We start from the raw sequence: 19925 nt of genomic DNA, 5'->3' as shown, positions 1-19925 counted from the left end.
GGACAGACCCCTCGCCCCTGAGGGGAGAGGGTTAGGGGAGGGGCGAAAGGTTTTAAACCGGCATCGATTTGCGGATGGCGCTCAGAAGCGTCTGCGCGCCCGTAGAAAGCGGGGTGTCTACGCGGGTCAAAATGCCGATAGGTTCACCGGGGCCAGGGGAGGTAATCGGCAGGGCGATCAGCGTTCCCTGACGTAAATCATCTTTCACCGCGCCGGAGGGGACGAACCAGACGTAGTCATAATCCAGCGTAAGCTGGCGCGAAAGCGAGGCCGACAGCGTTTCGATACATCCTGAGGGTAGCGTACACCCCTGCATTTGCAGCAAGGTTTCGGCGGTCTGGCGGGGAACGGTCCCTTTTGGGCAGACCACTACCGGCCATTCCATAACGCGGCTTAACGTGACCGTGTCCTGCAGCAGGGGGTGATCGGGACGAACCACCAGCTTCAGGGATTCCAGGAACAGCAGTTCATAGTTGAGGCCGCCCATCAGCTCAGGGTCGGACATGCGACCGATTCCGAGATCCAGTTCGCCCGATTTCAGCCCCGCGAGCAGCATGGTGTTATTCATGGTGGCAACCTGAATCGTAGTATGTCGCTGCTGCTTGTGGAACTGGCCGATAACGGGCGGAAGGATGCCCAGCGCCGCGGTAGGCAAAGCACCCACGCGCACCACCTCACTGGTTTGCTCTTCTTTTCGGTGCAGGGACTGGCCTGCGGTATTGAGCGCATCCAGCACTTTCACGGCGTGCGTGAGGAACTGTTCGCCCACGATGGTAAGCTGCGCCCCCAGCCGGCCGCGGTCAAAAAGGCGGGCACCGGTCAGCTGTTCCAGCTCGTTGAGGGTTTTTGAAAGCGCAGGCTGGCTCAGGTTGAGAGTTTCAGCCGCACGCCCCAGCGTTCCCTGTTGAGCGACGGCCACAAATGTATGCAAATGGCGCAAGCGTATGCGCTGACTGAACAGACCATTTTTTTCCATAGGCGATGTTAAAAACAGAGCGATGCGGGTGACAAGTTAAGTTGTTTAATTTTGATAACCTGATAGCAAAATATTTTTAACATTTGATCTGTTTGAGTTACAACATGTTTTTTGGCGGGGGAATAAAAGCGAACATCCTTGTTCATTTATTGCTCATTGCGGAGGGGGATCGTTTACCGGTTTAGATCACGCCGTCACCGCCATCGGAACACCACACCTGGCCGGACGTGAATGAACATTCATCCGAGGCCAGCGTGACGTACAGCGGGGCTATCTCGACGGGCTGGCCCGGACGTCCCAGCGGGGTGTCGCCACCGAACTCCTTCACTTTTTCCATCGGCTGTCCGCCGCTGGATTGCAGTACCGTCCAGTAAGGGCCAGGGGCAACCGCGTTGACGCGGATGCCTTTCGGACCCAGCTGTTTGGCTAAGGATTTGGTAAACACCGCCAGACAGGCTTTCGTCTGGGCGTAGTCCAGCAGCACGGGACTAGGCTTCACCGCCTGAACGGACGAGGTATTAATGATAACGGACGACGCTTTCAGGTGGCGCAGCGCCGCCTTGGTGATCCAGAAAGGGGCGTAAACGTTGGTTTTAAACGTTGCGTCAAAATCTTCCGTGGTCAGTTCCTCAAGCGATTCACGGTACTGTTGACGACCGGCATTGTTGACCAGAATGTCCAGCCCGCCCAGTTTCGACACGGCTTCTTCGACCAGATTCTGACAGAAGGTTTCGTCCCGGACGTCTCCCGGCAGCGCGATAGCCTTGCGACCTTCGGCTTCAATCAGGTCGATGACCTCAGCGGCGTCTTTTTCCTCTTCAGGCAGGTAGTTAATGGCAACGTCAGCGCCTTCACGAGCATAGGCGATAGCGACCGCGCGACCAATACCGGAGTCACCACCGGTAATCAGCGCTTTTTTGCCGGCCAGGCGGCCATGTCCTTTGTAGCTTGTTTCCCCGTGGTCGGGTACAGGCTGCATTTCGGATGCCAGTCCCGGCGGCGTTTGCGGCTGTTCCGGGAACGGGGGCTGCGGGTAAGCGTTCGTACGTTGTTTAGTATCACTCATAGCTGACTCCTTAAGCCAAGGGGTGAGATTTGATGGATAACTGCAGCGTTAACGCTTCGCTGAATTATTTCTGCAAACGATCGACACGGACGACGGCAGGAGATGATTTTTTATCAAGCGAACCGTTGATACCGATCATCTGGTCGGGTTTTACCGTTCTGCCGTCGAAGACTGCCTGGGGAATAATAACGTCGATTTTTCCGGTTTTATCCTGAAATACAAACTTATCGCCGCTCCCGTCAATAAGATTACCGCGTAATGAAATTGTCGCACCATCATGCAATTCTTTTGCCTGCCTGATGGTCATAATACGCGCGTCGTCGGTTCCGCGATATCCGCTATCAAGCGCGTGGGGAGGCGGTGGCGCTTCGCCTTTTTGTAAACCCCCGTTATTATCTGCCCATGCGGCCGGAACCAAAAATATCAATAAAGCGGAAATAAGTGATAATTTCATCCGATATCCTTCATTTTGCGTGTCTTGACTTATTAAGTATTGTTGCTATTCCTTTATGTGGCAAATGTGATAAGTCCTAAAAACATTCGCGTTAGAAATCAAAATTATCGGATAATAAGCGAAACGGTGACGATGGCCATGAAGCGTGAAAATGAAAAGTTACCCGGGATAGATGAGAGTTACCGTTTGCTGACATTTGAATACGCGTTTCGTCAGGTGGGTTTTATTGTTCTGCTGGGTATTATCGTCGCGGCGATTGCCGGTTTTTTTTCCAGCGGAATGGTCAGTGATACTGTCAAAACGAATTCTGCTAAATCATTGACTATAAACTATGAACGCTTTGGGCGACGGGAGACAGAGACGCGGATGGCGCTCGCGTTTCCGGTGCAAACGGAGGGGAAGTATGTCCTCAGCATGGCCAGCGAGAGCAGCGATGCGTATGAGCCCGGCAGCGTCTGGCCGTAGCCGGATGCTATGTTCAGCCGCGGAAAGACCCTCTTTTTTGTCTATAACAACCTGAAAAAAACCGACAGCTTCTCCGTGTTACTCTTCACGACACCTTCCAGAGCCGGTAAATGGAACACCGTCTTCCGCGTCAACAGCGAGCCGGAAATTAACATCTGGCAATTTATTTACCCCTAGGAGGCTGATATGGATATGGTCTTTCGCGCGCTGGCTATTTATCTGTTTCTGGTGGTGGTATTTAAAGTGGCCGGGCGTCGCGCGCTGCTGCAGATGACCAGCTTCGATCTCATTCTGCTCCTTATAATTAGTGAAGCCACGCAGCAGGCGCTTCTCGGACAAGATTTTTCCGTGGCCGGCGCGATGATTACTATTACCACGCTGGTGGTAGTGGATATTATTTTCGGGCTGATGAAGAAATATTTCTCGCCGGTTGAGAATATTCTGGATGGCACTCCTGTTATTCTTGTTGAGAACGGCGTGCCGTTAGCCGATAAACTGAAAAAAGTTGACGTGTCCTGTGATGATATTCTGGTGTCCGCGCGTCAAAATAATGGTATTACGGAAATAAGCGACATTAAATATGCCATACTTGAGCGCAATGGCCATATTTCAATCATTCCTTTCGAGAAATAAGAGGCGGCAAGATGAGCAATCTTTTTCACGACAGCAATAATACCGTGGGTGAACTGACGAAAAAGCTGGCGAGCAAATTAACCGATCTCGGGCTTCGCTTAACCACCGCGGAATCCTGCACGGGCGGAAAGCTCTCGGTGGCGCTTTGCGCAGAGGAAAACACCGCCGAATTTTATGATGTCGGCCTGGTCGTGTTCAGCGATGAAGCCAAAGCGCGGATCCTCGGCGTGCGCCCTGAGACGCTTGAGCGGTTTACGGCCGTGAGCGAGCAGACGGTAACCGAGATGGCCGCCAGTATCCGCGACATCGCCCAGGCGGATATCAGCATCGCCATCAGCGGCTACGCGGGCCCGGAAGGGGGCGACGACGGCACGGCGGCGGGGACGGTCTGCTTTGCGTGGAACATACGCGGCGAGACGAAGACCCGCACCGTGCTTTTCTCCGGTGACTGTCAGGACGTGGTCGAAAAAGCGGTGCATTACTCGCTGGCTGAACTTGTGACAACGTTGTCGGACGGGATTAACGGATAAAACTCAGTTGGAGGTTCTATGGCTGTCATAGTCATTACCGGCGGGACGGCGGGCGTGGGAAAAGCCACGGCGCTGCACTTTGCAAAGGCGGGTTACGACGTGGGGCTCATTGCCCGCGATGAAGCCAGCCTGCACTCTACCCAGGAGGAATTACGGCGCTTTGGCGTTAATGCCCACGCCGTGCAGGCGGACGTCGCTGACAGCCAGGCGGTGGTGGATGCCGCTAACGAAATTGAGTATCGCCTCGGCGCGATTGATGTCTGGGTGAACAACGCCATGGGGGCCGTTCTGGCACCGTTCCGAACCCTCACGCCGGACGAGTTTCGCCGCGTGACTGAGGTGACGTACCTCGGCCACGTGAACGGCACTCGCGCCGCGCTCGAACTTATGGTTCCGCGCGACAGGGGCGTAATAATCCAGGTGGGGTCCGCGCTGGCCTACCGTTCCATTCCGCTGCAGTCAGCCTACTGCGGGGCAAAAGCGGCGATCCGCGGGTTCACCGACGCGGTGCGTACCGAGCTGATGCATGAGAACAGCCGGGTTCAGCTTTCGATGGTGCAGATGCCCGGGCTCAATACCCCGCAGTTCGAATGGGCGAGGAACAAGTTTGCCTGGGCGATGCGCCCGGTGCCGCCTGTCTTTGAGCCTGAGGTGGCCGCCAGCGCCATCTTCAGGGTGGCGCAAAAACCGGTTCGCGAGCTGTGGGTCGGCAGCAGCACCATCCAGTCAATTGTCGGGCAATTTTTCTTCCCCGGTTTTCTCGACCGGCTGATGGTGAAAAAGGCGTGGGAAGGCCAGATGACCGACGATCTCAACGCGCCGGATCGTCGGGACTATCTCGACCAGCCGGTTAACGATCTGCATAAAATCCATGGCCGCTTTACTAACGAGGCGAAAACCCGCGCACCGTCCTTCACCTCCGGCATGCCGGGTAAGGTTGCGCTGGGCGCCCTCGCGGTGGCGGGAATAGTGCTGACGCGTCTGATAACCCGCCGGAAACCGTAATCAGCGCAGCGCGCTACGGTGCGTCCAGAACCAGCGATAGCCGTAGCCGCCAAGACTGAGCTGAACGGTTTTACCGCAAATCAGCGCGTCATCGTAGCGCTTGTCCTCGAGACAGGCGGTCCAGGTGGCGTTGCGGATCCCTTTGGCGGTGAACTGCACCGGCTGGTTGCTGAAGTTGACGAAGGTCAGGATGCTGCGCTCGTCGGTCTCGTAATAGAGCCCCAGCACCGCGTCATCATCTATTGTGATAAGGCGAAAGGGCGCAACGGCAATTTCGGGGAACTCCAAGCGGGTATTGGCAATATCGATGATCCGGTGCAGAAGCGAGTTGTGGTGAAGCAGCGAATCGGCGACGTTGACTTTCTGATAGCGGTAAGGGCCATGATTGATAATCGGCGCGATAAATTTTTCAGGGTCGGCTGCAGAGAAACCGCCCCCCTGTGACCCCGCCCACTGCATGGGGGTGCGGACGGCGTAGCGCTCCTCCAGCTCCAGGTCGTCCCCCATGCCGATCTCGTCGCCGTAGCGCATCACCGGGACACCCGGCAGGGAAAACAGCACCGCGTGGCAGAACGCCAGCCGCTTCCGATCGCCGTTGAGCATCGGGGCCAGGCGGCGGCGGATCCCGCGCTGATAGACGTTCATCTCCTCATCAGGGGCGAACGTGTCGAGGACAAACTGTTTGTCTTTCTGGCTGATGCCCTCCAGATCCAGCTCGTCGTGGTTGCGCAGCCAGTTGGCAAAACAGCAGGAGTCAGGCGGGACGATCATCTTCTTCACCGCATTGCGCAGCGGGCGGGCGCTTTTGCGGGCCAGGCTGACGTAGAAATACTTGTTGAGCCAGAAATTGAGCACCAGATTCAGGCGGTCGTTATTGCCGAAGTAGTCTTTATAGGCCTCAACGTCTACGTCAACTTCGCCAAGCAGGATCGCGTCCGGATTGCGCTCTTCGATAAGACGCCGCATATGCTCGAGGATCCACAGACCCTTTTTTTCATCACCGTTCCCTGCCTGGGTGGTGAGGTGGGATGCGGCATCGAGGCGAAATCCCGACACGCCAAGCTTGAGCCAGAAGAGGATGATGTTTTCAATCTCTTTAAGCACCGCGGGCGAGGTGAGGTTTAGATCCGGCTCGTGGCGATAAAACATGTGCCGGTAGTATTGTCCCGCCTCGTCGTCCCAGGTCCAGATGCTCTTCTCCACGCCGGGAAACATGGAGGGCGTATCGTCTTCGTCGTTATCCGACCAGAGGTAGTAATCACGATAGGGTGACGCCGGGTTACGGCGGGCCTGCTGGAACCAGGGATGCGCGTCCGACGTGTGCTGGATCAGCAGCTCGATAATGACCTGCATGCCCAGCTCGCGGGCCTGTTCGATAAAAGCGATGATATCGGCCAGCTTTCCGAAGCGGGGATCCACCTGGAGGTGGTCGCTGACGTCGTAGCCTTCATCGAGAAAGGGCGTGAGGTAAAACGGGGTGATCCAGATGACCGTCGCCCCCATGCGGCGAATATAGCGCAGCTTGGCCGCGATCCCGGCGATGTCCCCGCAGCCATCGCCGTTCAAATCATAAAATAGCGCGGTATCAATCTGATAAATAATGGCTCGTGTATGCCAGTCGGTCATAGAGTTCCTCAGTGATAGCCTTCAGTATCCGACACTTTGCCCCGGAAGACGTAGTAGCTCCAGGCGGTGTAAACCAGGATCACCGGAATAATCAGCAACGTGCCTACCAGCATAAACAGCTGGCTGGCAGGCGGGGCCGCAGCTTCCCACAGGGTGATGCGCGGCGGAATAATGTTCGGCCAGAGGCTGATGCCGAGCCCGCTAAACCCGAGGAAAATAAGCCCCAGCGTCAGCAGGAAGGGGCGCGCGTGACTGGCCGGGTTGCGGGTCAGGCGCCAGATCAGCACGCTGAAAAGCCCGACCAGCAGAGGCACCGGAAGGAACCAGAAGAAGTTGGGCAGGGTAAACCAGCGGTCGGCAACGTACTGCCAGCCGAGCGGTGTCCAGATGCTCACCACAGCGATGACGACCATCAGCGCCAGCAGCACGTGGCGGGTCAGCTCGCGCATGCGGGCCTGCAGCGCGCCTTCACTTTTCATAATGAGCCAGGTGGTGCCCAGCAGCGTGTAGGCCACAACCAGACCGATACCGCAGAAGAGATTGAAGGGGGTGAGCCAGTCAAGGGCGGAGCCAACGAAACGCCGCCCCTCAACGTCGAAGCCGTTAATCACGGCGCCCACCACCAAGCCCTGGCTGAAGGTCGCGAGCAGAGAGCCGCCGGCAAAGGAGTAATCCCAGAATTTGCGGTGCGACGGCGTGGCTTTGAAGCGGAACTCAAAGGCGACGCCGCGAAAGATGAGGCCGATCAGCATCGCGGTGAGGGGGATGGTGAGCGCATCAATAATCACCGCATAGGCCAGCGGAAACGCGCCGAACAGCCCCGCGCCGCCGAGCACCAGCCAGGTCTCATTGCCGTCCCAGACCGGCGCCACGCTGTTGACCATCACATCGCGCTCCTTCGCATCGCCCACGAAGTTAAACAGCAGGCCGATGCCCAGATCAAAGCCATCCATGATGATGTACATCAGCGTGGCAAAGACGATGATGGCAAACCAGATAACTGAGATATCGACGCCCATCAGGTTCTCTCCTCTTCAGGAACAGACTCCGCGGCAGACAGCGGACGGGCGGGGGTGCCCGAGGTGTTTGACGTCAGCGTCTCGACAGGCTGTGGTCCTTTCTTAATCAGCCGGATGAGGTAAACATAGCCCACCCCAAACACCGACGAGTAGACGACGAAGAACGCCAGCAGGCTGATGCTCATCTGCAGGGTGCTGTGCAGCGATACCGCGTCGATGGTGCGCAGATAGCCGTAAACCACCCACGGCTGGCGGCCCACCTCGGTGGTGACCCAGCCGGCGAGCAGCGCCAGCAGCCCGGCAGGCCCCATACAGAGGGCAAACCAGTGGAACGGGCGAGAGTGGTATAGCCGATGGCGATAGCGCAGCCAGACGCTGATAAGCCCGAGGGTAATCATCAGCAGCCCCATCCCGACCATGACGCGGAACGACCAGAAAACGATGGTTGAGTTTGGCCGATCTTCTTTCGGGAAATCCTTCAGCGCCGGGACCTGCTTATCCAGGCTGTGAGTCAGGATAAGGCTCCCGAGCGCGGGGATCTCCAGGCCGTATTTGGTGCGCTCTTCGTCCATATCCGGCAGACCAAACAGCAGCAGCGGGGTGGCCTCGCCCGGCGGATTTTCCCAGTGTCCCTCAATGGCGGCAATTTTGGCCGGCTGATGCTCAAGCGTGTTCAGGCCGTGCATATCGCCCACGACCGCCTGGATAGGGGCGACCAGCAGCGCCATCCACATCGCCATGGAAAACATGGTGCGGACGGCGGGAGTATCGTTACCGCGCAGCAAGTGCCATGCGCCCGACGCGCCGACAAACAGCGCGCTACTCAGAAACGCGGCGATAGCCATATGAATCAGGCGGTAAGGGAAGGAGGGGTTAAAGACAATCGCCAGCCAGTCCTGGGGGATAACCTGTCCGTTCTCAATAGTGAAGCCCTGCGGCGTATGCATCCAGCTGTTGGAGGCGAGGATCCAGAAGGTCGACATCAGCGTGCCGAGCGCCACCATGCAGGTGGAAAAGAAGTGCAGACCCGGGCCGACCTTATTCCAGCCGAACATCATGACGCCAAGGAAACCGGCCTCGAGGAAGAAGGCGGTTAACACCTCATAGGTCAGAAGGGGGCCAGTAATACTGCCCGCGAACTGTGAGAACCCGCTCCAGTTGGTGCCAAACTGGTACGCCATGACCAGCCCGGAAACGACACCCATCCCGAAGTTAACGGCAAATATCTTGAGCCAGAAATGGTACAACGATCGCCAGACGTCGTTTTTGGTGCGCAGCCACATGCCCTCCAGCACCACCAGATAGCTGGCGAGGCCGATGGTAATAGCAGGAAAAAGGATATGAAACGAGACGGTAAAAGCGAACTGAATTCTGGCCAGATGGAACGCGTCGAGTTCGAACATGGTCCGTACCTCTGAAACGATGGGGCACGAGAATTGCCGGGCAGTTTATGGCTGCCCGGCAAAACCGATTACGGTTTAGTCTTACCGGCACCCAGCTCGGCACCGGTCAGCGGGTCGGAATGTGGATCGGACTTCGTGCGGGCAGACATCGCCTTGACCAGGGTTGCCTGTTCGGTCGTGAGCGTGACGCTTGCGCTGCCATCGCCGCCGTCAACCGCAGGCTGGGGGGACTCAACGTAATCGAAATGTTTATCGCTGTTCCAGCTTCCGCGAACCTCTCCACCTTCAGACATATTGTAGTACTTGTTGGTGAATTCCTCGATTGGCGGCAATTTTCCCGGTGGGAAATTATTACGGATGGACTGCAGCGCCTTCTCAAAGGAGAGCTGATGCGCCGCCTCGCGCGTCATCAGGAAAGCCAGAGCATCCTTTACGCCGGGATCGTCGGTTACGTTGATCAGCCGTTCATAGATGATTTTCGCTCTGGCCTCTGCTGCCACGTTTGAGCGCAGGTCCGCCGTTGGCTCGCCGATGGTATCGACGTAGGCCGCCGTCCAGGGCACGCCCGCCGAGTTAGTGAGCGGGGTGCCGCCACCGTACAGCAGGGAGGTGATGTGGCTGTCATTGCCGTTTTCGGTCATGGAGCGATACAGCTCGGCCTCGTTTTCCACCCCTTCCGCCAGCGCGCCTTTGGCACCTTTATTAAGCATGCCGACCAGGGTACCGATGATTTCGAGGTGGCTTAGCTCCTCGGTGGCGATATCCATCAGCATATCTTTACGGCCCGGATCGTCATCGCTCAATCCTTGCGTAAAGTACCGGCAGGCGGCAGCCAGTTCGCCCTGTGGCCCACCGAACTGTTCCAGTAAAAGGTTGGCAAGGCCAGGGTTCGGTTCGGCAACGCGAACCGTGTATTGCAGCTGTTTGACGTGTCGGAACATGTTTGTTCTCCCTGATTATTTTTTTGCTTCGACGCCCGATGCGTCTGAACGCAGCAGGAACTGTTCCGTGGTCTGAGGAATATGGCGGATCAGCCAGTCGGCCATTTCGCGTTCTTCAGCCAGAATCGTCTCGATGGCCGGTACCGAGGCGACGTCGCCTGCTTTCTTAGCCGCCGCGAGCAGGGAGGTATAACAGGCTATTTCAAACTGTTCGAAAACATAGCCGCTGATCGAGCCCTTTACGATCTCATCCGACGGGAACATGCCGCCAATGGACTGCCCGAGCGCCGCCATTTTGCTCATCGAATCTTTTAAAACCGAACGAGAAATATCATTACGGTCGAGGATTTCTTCCAGCAATGTAATTTGCCGTTTTGTCTCATTAATGTGCTGCTCAATTCTGGCGCGAACATCAGGATAATTATCGATACGGCTGGCCATGGATTCCAGCATAGATTCGGCTTGCTTTTCCATCGCATGGGCATCGCGTAGCCAGTCATGGTAGTGTTCTACGTGATTCATCATTGTATCCTCATTAGGGGTTCGCTTATTTGGTCTCACTTTCAGCAGCCTGATCGGCACGCGCGGCACTGTAGCCAGATAAATGGCCGACAATATTGGCGTAAATACTGATGATAATGACCCATAGCACGCTATTCTTCCACCATATTACGGAGGGGATGGCGAGAATGAACTATATTATGGCTGCCGCTAAATGGCACCATTTAATTGTCCTGGGACTGATGCTCATTTTATTTAACCTGTATTATTGCGTCATCTCTGCGCTTTTTGGTTAATATTTCCTACGGCCAGGTCGGTGAGTTTAAGGTCGGTCTCTTTTTCTTCTTCCAGCGTTTCGGCAAGAAGCTTAACGGCTTTTTTATAACCCAGTTGTTCTGCTAATGTGGCAAGGGTACCGTAGCTGGCAATCTCGTAATGCTCGACTTTTTGCGCGGCGGCAATAAGTGCGGCATCACGTACTTCATTTTTTTCCGTACTTTCGATGACTTCGTTGGCTTCTTCAATTAAGCCTTCCATCGCCACGCACTTCATGCGTTTGATCTTAATACCGTCTTCCTGCTCAACGATTTGGTCAATACGTTCAATCTGACCCTGCGTCTCTTCCAGGTGTGCAGTAAAAGCTGCGCTCAGCTTCTCGCTGGAGGCGGCGCGGGCAAGCTTGCTTAACGCTCGGGTAAGCTGCTTTTCTGCGCTGTAGGTATCCGACAGAAGATGAATAAAGACATCCTCGACGCTTTTCATATTCATAATAATTACGCTCCGGTAAAATAAAGAAAGGGTACTGCGAGCTTTTCAGCCCGCAGCATGCTCTCTGGTTTTATTAAAAGAGTATTAAATAAGATCAGGAGTTATCAGATTTACGGCCTCCGCCGTGACTGTTCTGTCCTCCTTTCTTACCCGCTTCAGAAGCGCGTTGCGGATCGTTTTTAAAGTTCCCACCGCTATGCTGGCCACCTTTACGTCCTGCTTCTGATGCTTTTTCACGGTCTTCAGCGAAATTACCGGAACCACCACGATGCTCTGCCATATTAAACCTCATAGTCATATATTGGTTATGTCAGTACGATACGAAAATATTCCGTATCACTCGTCGTTCGAGTAATAACTCTAGTCGCTGCGCGGCACCCGTCAAATGCGTTTTGCTATTTGCGGCTGCGTTATTTTTAAATATTTGTAAATTTACGCTTCGCTTAAAAAGGAAATATGGATAGACAGGAAGGACTTGTAAACAACCATTCAGATTAATCCTAACTTCGAGCTAAAAATTTGAAAGGTGAGGATAAAAATAATGGCTTACTCGAATTGGTTAATTGGCATTCAGGAGAGACCCCAAAAATACTCCTTTATAGCTAGAAAGCGGAACTCTAAATAATTATAAGGAAAATCCTGGATAAAAGCGTTCAGGTTAAAAGGGCGGTTCCGTTCGGCGCTCTTCAGGGACCAGTAGCACACGGTTTGACCACTGTCGTCTTAAGATCACAATTCAGAAATTCTTCCCCCCGGAAGGAACGGGTTTCTCTACACTCCAGGTAATATTCACTGGAGGCATGACATCATGGCGAACACCATCACGGCTGATGACATTCGGGAACACTTTTCGCAGGCTATGTCGGCGATGTACCAGCAGGAAGTTCCGCAGTACGGCACCTTGCTTGAACTGGTTGCGGACGTAAACCTGGCGGTTCTGGAAAATAATCCACTATTACATGAACAACTGGCTAACGCCGATGAGCTTGCGCGCCTGAACGTGGAGCGTCACGGGGCGATCCGCGTCGGCACGGCACAGGAACTTTCAACCCTGCGCCGTATGTTTGCCATTATGGGTATGTTCCCGGTCAGCTATTACGATCTCTCTCAGGCGGGAGTGCCCGTCCACTCAACGGCGTTTCGTCCGATAGAGGATGCGGCGCTGTGCCGGAATCCGTTTCGTATCTTTACCTCGCTGCTGCGTCTTGAGCTGATTGAAAACGTCGCGCTGCGCGAGCGTGCCGCGGAGATCCTGTCTCACCGCAACATCTTCACCCGGCGCTGCCTGGAACTGATCGACCTGCACGAGTCGGAAGGGGAGTTTACTGACGCACAGGCCCATGAGTTTGTGCAGGAAGCGTTAGAAACCTTCCGCTGGCACCGCCATGCGACGGTCGATCAGGAAACCTATCTGGCGCTGCACAACGAGCACCGTCTGATTGCCGACGTGGTCTGCTTCCCGGGCTGCCACATTAACCATCTCACGCCTCGCACGCTGGACATTGACCGGGTGCAGGAAATGATGCCGAAGTACGGTATCGAACCAAAAATTCTGATCGAAGGGCCGCCGCGTCGCGAGGTGCCCGTTTTATTGCGTCAAACCAGCTTCAAGGCGCTGGAAGAGCCGGTGCTGTTTGCCGGTGAACATAAAGGCACCCACACCGCGCGCTTCGGTGAGATTGAACAGCGCGGCGTGGCGCTGACCCCGAAAGGCCGTGAACTGTACGATAGCCTCCTCGCCCAGGCCGGTACCGGTAAAGATAACCTGACCCATCAGCTGCATCTGCGGGAGATTTTTAACGCCTTCCCGGACAGCGAAATGCTCATGCGCCGTCAGGAGCTGGCTTATTTCCGCTACCGCCTGACGCCAGCCGGGGAAGCGCATCGGCATGCGTTTCGTCCCGGAGACGATCCGCAGCCGCTGATCGAGCGCGGATGGGTGGTTGCCCAGCCGATCACCTACGAAGATTTCCTCCCGGTCAGCGCCGCGGGGATTTTCCAGTCCAACCTCGGGAACGAAACCCAGGCCCGCAGCCACGGTAACGCCAGCCGCGATGCGTTTGAAGACGCGCTGGGATGCCCGGTGTATGACGAGTTTACGCTCTACCAGGAGGCTGAAACGCGCAGCAAACAGCGTTGCGGTTTGCTCTGAAATCGTTACTCTGCTGGGGTGTGATGGAAAAATTAAGGTCGTTATGCAAAATCCTTCCGCCCCTGTGGTTGAAACGCGCCAGGGCGCACTGTCTGGTTTAACCGATGAAAACGTTCACGTCTGGTGCGGTATTCCCTACGCCGCGCCGCCCGTGGGGGAGTGGCGCTGGCGCTCGCCCCGGCCGCCTGAACGCTGGGATGGCCTGCGCGAGGCCACGGCCTTCTCGCCCTCAAGCTGGCAAAGCAGCGAGTACTGCCAGGAGCTAGGCGGCGGCGATCCGGGCCAGTTTTCCGAAGATTGCCTCTACCTTAACGTCTGGTCTCCTGCAGAGCGGGCCGAGCCGCTGCCGGTTATGGTCTGGCTGCACGGAGGCGGGTTTACGATTGGTGCCGGAGGCCTGCCGCCTTATAACGGCAAAGCGCTGGCCGCGCGCGGCGTGGTTGTGGTCACGATTAACTACCGTCTCGGCCATCTCGGCTTTTTCGCCCATCCCGCGCTGGAAGGCGAGGAAGGGCGCGTGGTGCATAATTTTGCCCTGCTGGATCAGATCGCCGCGCTCGAATGGGTGCGGGATAACATCGCCGGGTTTGGCGGCGATCCCGCTAATGTGACCCTGTTTGGCGAATCCGCTGGCGCGCGCAGCGTGCTCTCGCTGCTGGCCTCTCCGCTGGCAGCTGGATTGTTCCATAAGGCGATTGTACAAAGCGGATACACCTTGCCTGACACGCCGCGCGAGCAGGCCCTGCAAAAAGGGGAAGCGCTGGCCGCCCATTTCGGCCTGGAAAATGCGACCGCCGGGCAGCTGCGCGCCATTCCGCCCGAGGCGTTCTGGCCGCTGACCGCGCCGCTGAACGTCGCCCCGGCGCCTATCGCTGGAGATTGTGTTCTGCCGGAAGCCATGCTGGACGTCTTTTTCGCCGCCCGTCAGCATCCGGTGCCGGTAATGATTGGCTCCAACAGCGATGAGGCCAGCGTGATGGCGGTGTTTGGCATCGATCTCGCCGGACAAATTCAGAAGCTTCGGCGCGAACGCCGCTTCGGGCTCGGGCTGATTAAACTGCTCTATCCGGGCGTGAAAGGCGATGAAGAGCTGGGCAGGCAGGTGTGCCGCGACATGGCGTTTACCACCATGGGCTACGTGGTGATGCAGGCCCAGCAGCGCGTCGGCGGATTGTGCTGGCGCTACTGGTTTGACTATGTCGCAGAGGCGGAACATGCCACGTACATCAACGGTGCCTGGCACGGCAACGAAGTTCCCTACGTCTTCGATACGCTCGGTCAGGTGGAGCCTTCACGTCAGTACGTCAATGAGCGAGATCTGCAGTTTGCTGCCCACGTGGCGGATTACTGGGTGAGCTTTGCGCGTGACGCGGGTCCTCGCGACAGCTTGCCCGGGCCGACGCACTGGCCCGCGTGCCGCAAAGGTCGGGACGTTCTGTTACGCATTGGTGTGAATAAACATGCAGCGTTCAGGCTTGAAAACCGCTTTATGCGCGCCCGTATGAGCCTCTTCAAGCGGGTAATGAAGCACCACGTCAGCCTCGATTAAGCAAACAGGCGCGAAACGCCGCGAGACCATTTTCCTCGCCTGGCGTTTCGCGCAGCACCAGCCGGTAGCTTGCGCCAGTTTTAATGCTTGTCTCATAGGGCCGTACCAGCCTTCCAGCGTGAATATCTTCTGCCACCAGCGTTTCGTCGGCGATGGCGACGCCCAGCCCCTGAATGGCGGCCGTAATGGCGAGATCCATCGTGTCGAAGTGTTGATTTTTGTGCATGGCAAAGCCCGGGCCTTCCTGTTTCGTCAGCCACAGCGACCAGTCCGTCTTATCCCTTGTGGGGTGAAGGAACGTCAGCGATCCCAGCGTTGCCCCCGCCCGCACCGGGCTTATCACCGGGGTGAGCGCCTCTTCGAACAGCAGATCGCCTGCGCTCATGTGCGTGCCGAACACGATGGCCGCATCGTAAGATTCGGTTTTGAAATTGACGTTGTGATCGGTGGTGGTGGTCAGCGCGATCTGCAGATCAGGATGCTCCCGCTCCACCTCCAGCAGGCGCGGCACCAGCCAGCGCATGGCGCAGGTGGGGGCCTTCAGCCGGATCACCCTGTGCTGGCTGCGGGCCTGGTCGGCCACGGACAGCAGCTGCTCGAAAGCGGACTGCAGCTCCGGAAGCAGGGCGCTGCCCTGCGGTGAGAGGCGCAGCCCGCGCGCGTGGCGTTCAAAAAGCGGAAAGCCAAACCACGCCTCAAGGGAGGCAATCTTGCGGCTCACTGCCCCCTGCGTCAGACACAGTTCGGCGGCGGCATGGGTAAGATTGAGGTGACGCGCGGTGACTAAAAATGCGTCGATGGCATTAAGGGGGAGCGAACGGCGCGACATAAAAACACCTCAGCTATGCATTTTTCTCATGGCTATTATGACAACAATTCGATTGTCCCGACAGCACAGATGTTGTTTGAATAGTTATGCAATGTCCATGAGAAGGGAAAGAGGATGACTTTACGAACGCCTGTGCAAACGCGCTCCAAACTGCCGGATGTGGGAACCACCATTTTTACCGTTATCGGCCAGCTCTCGGCGCAGCATAACGCGATTAACCTTTCTCAGGGCGCACCGAATTTTTCCTGCGACCCGAAGCTGATTGCGGGCGTCACCCGCGCAATGGAGGCGGGGCATAACCAGTACGCATCGATGACCGGCCTGCAGCCGCTCAAGGAACGTATTGCCGATAAAATTGCCACGCTATACGGCACGCAGTACGACCCTGCCAGCGAGGTGCTGGTGACCGCCAGCGCCAGCGAAGGGCTCTATTCGGCGATTAGCGGGCTGGTGCACCCGGGCGATGAGGTGATCTACTTTGAGCCGTCCTTTGACAGCTACGCGCCGATTGTCCGTCTGCAGGGGGCAACCCCGATTGCCATCAAGCTCACCGTGCCGGATTTTACCGTCAACTGGGATGAGGTTCGCGCCGCGATCACGCCGCGCACGCGCATGATCATCATCAATACGCCGCACAACCCGAGCGGCCAGGTCTTCTCCGCCAATGACCTGCAGCAGCTGGCGGCGCTGACGCGCAATACCGACATCATTATTTTGTCTGACGAAGTGTACGAACACGTCGTTTTTGACGGCGAGCCACACCACGGGATGGCCACGCACCCGCAGCTGGCGGAGCGCAGCGTGATTATTTCCTCTTTCGGAAAAACCTATCACGTCACCGGGTGGCGCGTGGGTTACTGTGTTGCACCGGCGGTACTGATGGACGAGATTTGTAAAGTCCATCAATTTTTAATGTTTTCTGCCGATACGCCAATGCAGCACGCGTTTGCTGAGCATATGGTCGACCCGCAAACCTGGCTGTCGCTGTCGGCGTTTTACCAGCGCAAGCGCGATCTGCTGCACAGCCTGCTGGCCGATTCGCCGTTTACGCTGCTGCCGAGCGCCGGATCGTTCTTCATGCTGGCGGACTACAGCCAGTTCAGCGACGAGCGCGACAGCGAGCTGGTGAAACGGCTGATCGTTGAGTACGGCGTTGCCACCATTCCGCTGTCGGCGTTTTATGCGGACGGTACGGATAATAAATTGATTCGTCTCTCTTTTGCGAAAGATGAGGCGACGTTACGGGCAGGTGCCCAGGCCCTGTGTCGGGTTAAACCACGCTAAGATAGGCTCTGAGGAGTTGTAGATGAAATTACGCGCGTTAGTTGTCGGCATGGGATTGCTGTGTACTTTTTCTTCCTTCGCGGCCACCGAGCTGCGTTACGGTCTGGAAGCGGAATACCCGCCGTTTGAGAGCCGCAATGCGGCGGGCGAACTGGAAGGGTTTGACGTTGAGCTGGGAAATGCCATCTGCAAAGCGGCAGCGCTGAAGTGCAGCTGGGTTGAAACCTCCTTTGATGCGCTGATCCCGGGCCTGGTGGCGAAGAAATTTGACGCCATCAACTCGGCGATGAACATCACCGAGCAGCGCCGCAAGAGCATTGATTTTACCCAGCCGATCTACCGTATTCCGTCGCAGCTGGTCGGCAAGGCCGGCACGGCGGTTGAGGCAACGCCAGAAGGGCTGAAGGGCAAAACCATCGGCGTGCTGCAGGGATCCATCCAGGAAACCTATGCCAAAGAGCACTGGGAAAAGCAGGGTGTCACCGTGGTGTCTTATAAAGATCAGAATATGGCCTGGGGCGATCTGCTGAATGGCCGTATCGACGCCTCGCTGGTCATGTCCGCGGCCGGGCAGGCAGGTTTCCTCAGTAAGCCGCAGGGGAAAGGGTTTGGCTTCATCGGCAAACCGGTGTCTGACGACACTATCCTCGGCAGTGGGATCGGTTTTGGGTTGCGTAAGGGTGACGAGGCCACCAAAAAGCAGCTTGATGCCGCGATCGATAAAGTACGTGCCGACGGCACGATCGCTAAACTCGCTGATAAGTACTTCCCGGGTATCGATGTCAGCGTAAAATAACCGCCTCATTAGCCCCGGCGAACGATGTCGCGCCGGGGCATTTTTCTACACATTTTCCAGGCTTTCTTTACACCACTTTCGGGCCGTTCTGGTCGACAGAAAATATTTCTCACTTTGTTCATATAATCACCGGCCAACAATTGGATTCTTAACCATTTTTGTTTAGGCTGTGCGTTCTTTCTTGCCGTCATTTCGCCGAGCGCGGAACACATTCACACGACCATAAGGACGTTTTTCCAGGCATGAATCGCAGACGTTTTCTAAAAGGCTCGCTGGCAGTGGCAGCCCTGAGCGGCACATCTGGCCTTGCTTCCCTGTTTTCCAAAGCGGCATACGCTGCCGACTCTGACATTGCTGACGGCCAGAGCCGTCGTTTCGACTTCTCCGTACTGCAATCCATGGCGCATGACCTGGCAAAAACCCCGTGGGGTGGCGCGCCGCGCCCGCTGCCGGAGACGCTGGCCACCATGACGCCGCAGGCGTACAACGCCATCCGCTACGATGAAAAACAGTCACTGTGGAACAACATTGAAGGGCGTCAGCTGGACGTGCAGTTCTTCCATATGGGGATGGGGTTCCGCCGCCGCGTGCGGATGTTCTCGCTGGACCAGTCGACCTCTATGGCGCGCGAGATCCACTTCCGTCCGGAGCTGTTCAGCTACGGTGAAACGGGTGTGGATACCAAACAGCTGGAAGGGCAAAGCGATCTCGGCTTTGCGGGCTTCCGCGCCTTTAAGGCACCTGAGCTGGCACGTCGCGATATCGTCTCCTTCCTGGGCGCGAGCTATTTCCGCGCGGTGGATGACACCTACCAGTACGGCCTTTCCGCGCGCGGTCTGGCGGTAGACACCTTTACCGACACGCCGGAAGAGTTCCCGGACTTTACCTCCTTCTGGTTTGAAACCGTCAAGCCAGGCGACACGACTTTTACCGTTTATACGCTGCTCGACAGCCCGAGCATCACCGGTGCCTATAAATTCGTGATCCACTGCGAGAAGAGCCAGGTGATCATGGAGGTGGAAAACCACCTCTACGCGCGGAAGGACATCAAGCAGCTCGGCATTGCGCCGATGACCAGTATGTTCAGCTGCGGCAATAACGAACGCCGCATGTGTGACACCATTCACCCGCAAATTCATGACTCCGACCGCCTGGCAATGTGGCGCGGCAACGGGGAGTGGATCTGTCGTCCGCTGAACAACCCGCAGAAGCTGCAGTTTAACGCGTATATGGACAAAAACCCGAAAGGGTTCGGCCTGCTGCAGCTCGACCGCGATTTCTCGCACTATCAGGACGTGATGGGCTGGTATAACAAACGCCCGAGCCTGTGGGTTGAACCGCGTAACGACTGGGGTAAAGGCGCGGTTGGCCTGATGGAGATCCCGACCACCGGCGAAACGCTGGATAACGTGGTCTGCTTCTGGCAGCCGGAAAAAGCGGTGAAAGCGGGCGACGAGCTGGACTTTAAATATCGTCTGTACTGGAGCGCCATGCCGCCGGTGCGCTCTCCGCTGGCCAACGTCTTCGCCACCCGTACCGGCATGGGCGGCTTCCCGGAAGGCTGGGCACCGGGGGAAAATTACCCGAAAGTGTGGGCCCGTCGCTTTGCTATCGACTTCGTCGGTGGCGATCTGAAGGCCGCTGCGCCAAAAGGCATTGAGCCGGTGATTACGCTCTCCAGCGGTGAAGCGAAGCAGGTTGAGATCCTCTACGTTGAGCCGTTTGACGGCTATCGCATCCTGTTTGACTGGTACCCAACCTCGGATTCGACGGAGCCGGTGGATATGCGCCTGTTCCTGCGCTGCCAGGGCGATGCCATCAGCGAAACCTGGCTGTACCAGTATTTCCCACCGGCGCCGGATAAACGTAACTACGTTGACGACCGGATAATGCGTTAACGATCGATACCCTCTCCCTTCGGGAGAGGG

The 19925-nt window shown here is 56.7% G+C and carries 20 protein-coding genes and 1 pseudogene; 9 read left to right on the top strand and 12 right to left on the bottom strand.

Annotation, left to right across the window (positions count from 1 at the left end; genetic code table 11):
• Positions 1-52: 52 nt before the first annotated feature.
• The 3 genes from INF68_RS18250 to INF68_RS18240 form a co-directional block, all read right to left on the bottom strand.
• Positions 53-976, bottom strand: coding sequence for a LysR substrate-binding domain-containing protein (locus tag INF68_RS18250; protein ID WP_023311667.1), 924 nt, complete (start codon positions 974-976; stop codon positions 53-55).
• 181 nt (positions 977-1157) lie between these two features.
• Positions 1158-2042, bottom strand: a complete 885-nt coding sequence (locus tag INF68_RS18245) for an SDR family oxidoreductase (RefSeq protein ID WP_126787314.1) — start codon at positions 2040-2042, stop codon at positions 1158-1160.
• 64 nt (positions 2043-2106) lie between these two features.
• Complete coding sequence (locus INF68_RS18240) at positions 2107-2496, bottom strand: YdeI family stress tolerance OB fold protein (protein WP_126787315.1); 390 nt, start codon at positions 2494-2496, stop codon at positions 2107-2109.
• 138 nt (positions 2497-2634) lie between these two features.
• Here INF68_RS18240 and INF68_RS18235 point away from each other — a divergent pair.
• The 4 genes and pseudogenes from INF68_RS18235 (at position 2635) to INF68_RS18220 (ending at position 5129) form a co-directional block, all read left to right on the top strand.
• Positions 2635-3138 (top strand): annotated as a pseudogene (locus INF68_RS18235) (hypothetical protein).
• A 9-nt stretch (positions 3139-3147) separates the two neighbouring features.
• Positions 3148-3594, top strand: a complete 447-nt coding sequence (locus INF68_RS18230) for a DUF421 domain-containing protein (protein ID WP_126787316.1) — start codon at positions 3148-3150, stop codon at positions 3592-3594.
• 11 nt (positions 3595-3605) lie between these two features.
• Positions 3606-4124 carry a 2-oxo-tetronate isomerase gene (locus INF68_RS18225; protein ID WP_126787317.1) on the top strand — a complete coding sequence of 173 codons (519 nt, stop codon included), beginning with the start codon at positions 3606-3608 and terminating at the stop codon, positions 4122-4124.
• Between the two features lie 18 nt (positions 4125-4142).
• Positions 4143-5129 carry an SDR family oxidoreductase gene (locus INF68_RS18220; RefSeq protein WP_126787318.1) on the top strand — a complete coding sequence of 329 codons (987 nt, stop codon included), beginning with the start codon at positions 4143-4145 and terminating at the stop codon, positions 5127-5129.
• Here INF68_RS18220 and INF68_RS18215 read toward each other — a convergent pair whose 3' ends face one another.
• The 8 genes from INF68_RS18215 to INF68_RS18180 all read right to left on the bottom strand — a co-directional run bounded on the left by INF68_RS18215 (position 5130) and on the right by INF68_RS18180 (position 11667).
• Positions 5130-6755 (bottom strand): alpha-amylase family protein, encoded by a 1626-nt coding sequence (locus tag INF68_RS18215; protein WP_126787319.1) that lies wholly within the window; start codon positions 6753-6755, stop codon positions 5130-5132.
• Between the two features lie 8 nt (positions 6756-6763).
• Positions 6764-7774 (bottom strand): cytochrome d ubiquinol oxidase subunit II, encoded by a 1011-nt coding sequence (cydB, locus tag INF68_RS18210; protein ID WP_126787320.1) that lies wholly within the window; start codon positions 7772-7774, stop codon positions 6764-6766.
• The gene (locus INF68_RS18205; protein ID WP_193525386.1) at positions 7774-9177 is read right to left on the bottom strand and encodes a cytochrome ubiquinol oxidase subunit I; all 1404 of its coding nucleotides are present in this window, start codon (positions 9175-9177) and stop codon (positions 7774-7776) included. Before INF68_RS18205 ends, cydB begins: the two co-directional genes overlap by 1 nt.
• Before the next feature lie 68 nt (positions 9178-9245).
• Entirely contained in the window at positions 9246-10118 is an 873-nt protein-coding gene (locus tag INF68_RS18200) for a manganese catalase family protein (RefSeq protein WP_008502274.1), read from the bottom strand.
• A gap of 15 nt (positions 10119-10133) precedes the next feature.
• Positions 10134-10640, bottom strand: a complete 507-nt coding sequence (locus INF68_RS18195; RefSeq protein ID WP_024908416.1) for a ferritin-like domain-containing protein — start codon at positions 10638-10640, stop codon at positions 10134-10136.
• A gap of 25 nt (positions 10641-10665) precedes the next feature.
• Positions 10666-10809 (bottom strand): hypothetical protein, encoded by a 144-nt coding sequence (locus INF68_RS18190; RefSeq protein ID WP_370552478.1) that lies wholly within the window; start codon positions 10807-10809, stop codon positions 10666-10668.
• Between the two features lie 83 nt (positions 10810-10892).
• Positions 10893-11387, bottom strand: a complete 495-nt coding sequence (locus tag INF68_RS18185; protein ID WP_109844202.1) for a ferritin-like domain-containing protein — start codon at positions 11385-11387, stop codon at positions 10893-10895.
• 94 nt (positions 11388-11481) lie between these two features.
• Complete coding sequence (locus INF68_RS18180) at positions 11482-11667, bottom strand: general stress protein (protein WP_004150795.1); 186 nt, start codon at positions 11665-11667, stop codon at positions 11482-11484.
• A 528-nt stretch (positions 11668-12195) separates the two neighbouring features.
• On the opposite strand from INF68_RS18180, the gene INF68_RS18175 reads away from it, so the two are divergent.
• Together INF68_RS18175 and INF68_RS18170 are read left to right on the top strand one after the other, a co-directional pair.
• Entirely contained in the window at positions 12196-13539 is a 1344-nt protein-coding gene (locus INF68_RS18175; protein ID WP_193525385.1) for a VOC family protein, read from the top strand.
• Positions 13540-13582: 43 nt separating this feature from the next.
• Positions 13583-15088: a carboxylesterase/lipase family protein gene (locus INF68_RS18170; RefSeq protein WP_126787322.1), complete on the top strand. Its 1506-nt coding sequence runs from the start codon at positions 13583-13585 to the stop codon at positions 15086-15088.
• Here INF68_RS18170 and INF68_RS18165 read toward each other — a convergent pair.
• Positions 15075-15917: a LysR family transcriptional regulator gene (locus INF68_RS18165; RefSeq protein ID WP_109844199.1), complete on the bottom strand. Its 843-nt coding sequence runs from the start codon at positions 15915-15917 to the stop codon at positions 15075-15077. The two genes, INF68_RS18170 and INF68_RS18165, sit on opposite strands and share 14 nt — an antisense overlap.
• A 114-nt stretch (positions 15918-16031) precedes the next feature.
• On the opposite strand from INF68_RS18165, the gene INF68_RS18160 reads away from it, so the two are divergent.
• From INF68_RS18160 to INF68_RS18150, 3 genes are all read left to right on the top strand, one after another.
• On the top strand, positions 16032-17201 hold the full coding sequence (locus INF68_RS18160; protein ID WP_126787323.1) for a pyridoxal phosphate-dependent aminotransferase: 1170 nt from the start codon (positions 16032-16034) through the stop codon (positions 17199-17201).
• A gap of 22 nt (positions 17202-17223) precedes the next feature.
• Positions 17224-17997: a transporter substrate-binding domain-containing protein gene (locus INF68_RS18155; RefSeq protein ID WP_025756391.1), complete on the top strand. Its 774-nt coding sequence runs from the start codon at positions 17224-17226 to the stop codon at positions 17995-17997.
• Between the two features lie 242 nt (positions 17998-18239).
• Positions 18240-19895: a glucan biosynthesis protein D gene (locus tag INF68_RS18150; RefSeq protein ID WP_023311684.1), complete on the top strand. Its 1656-nt coding sequence runs from the start codon at positions 18240-18242 to the stop codon at positions 19893-19895.
• Positions 19896-19925: the final 30 nt, after the last annotated feature.

Source organism: Enterobacter cloacae complex sp. P16RS2 (genome assembly GCF_014982155.1).
In the GTDB taxonomy this organism is placed as follows: Bacteria; Pseudomonadota; Gammaproteobacteria; order Enterobacterales; family Enterobacteriaceae; genus Enterobacter; species Enterobacter cloacae_M.
This window is presented reverse-complemented; position numbering and strand designations above follow the sequence as displayed.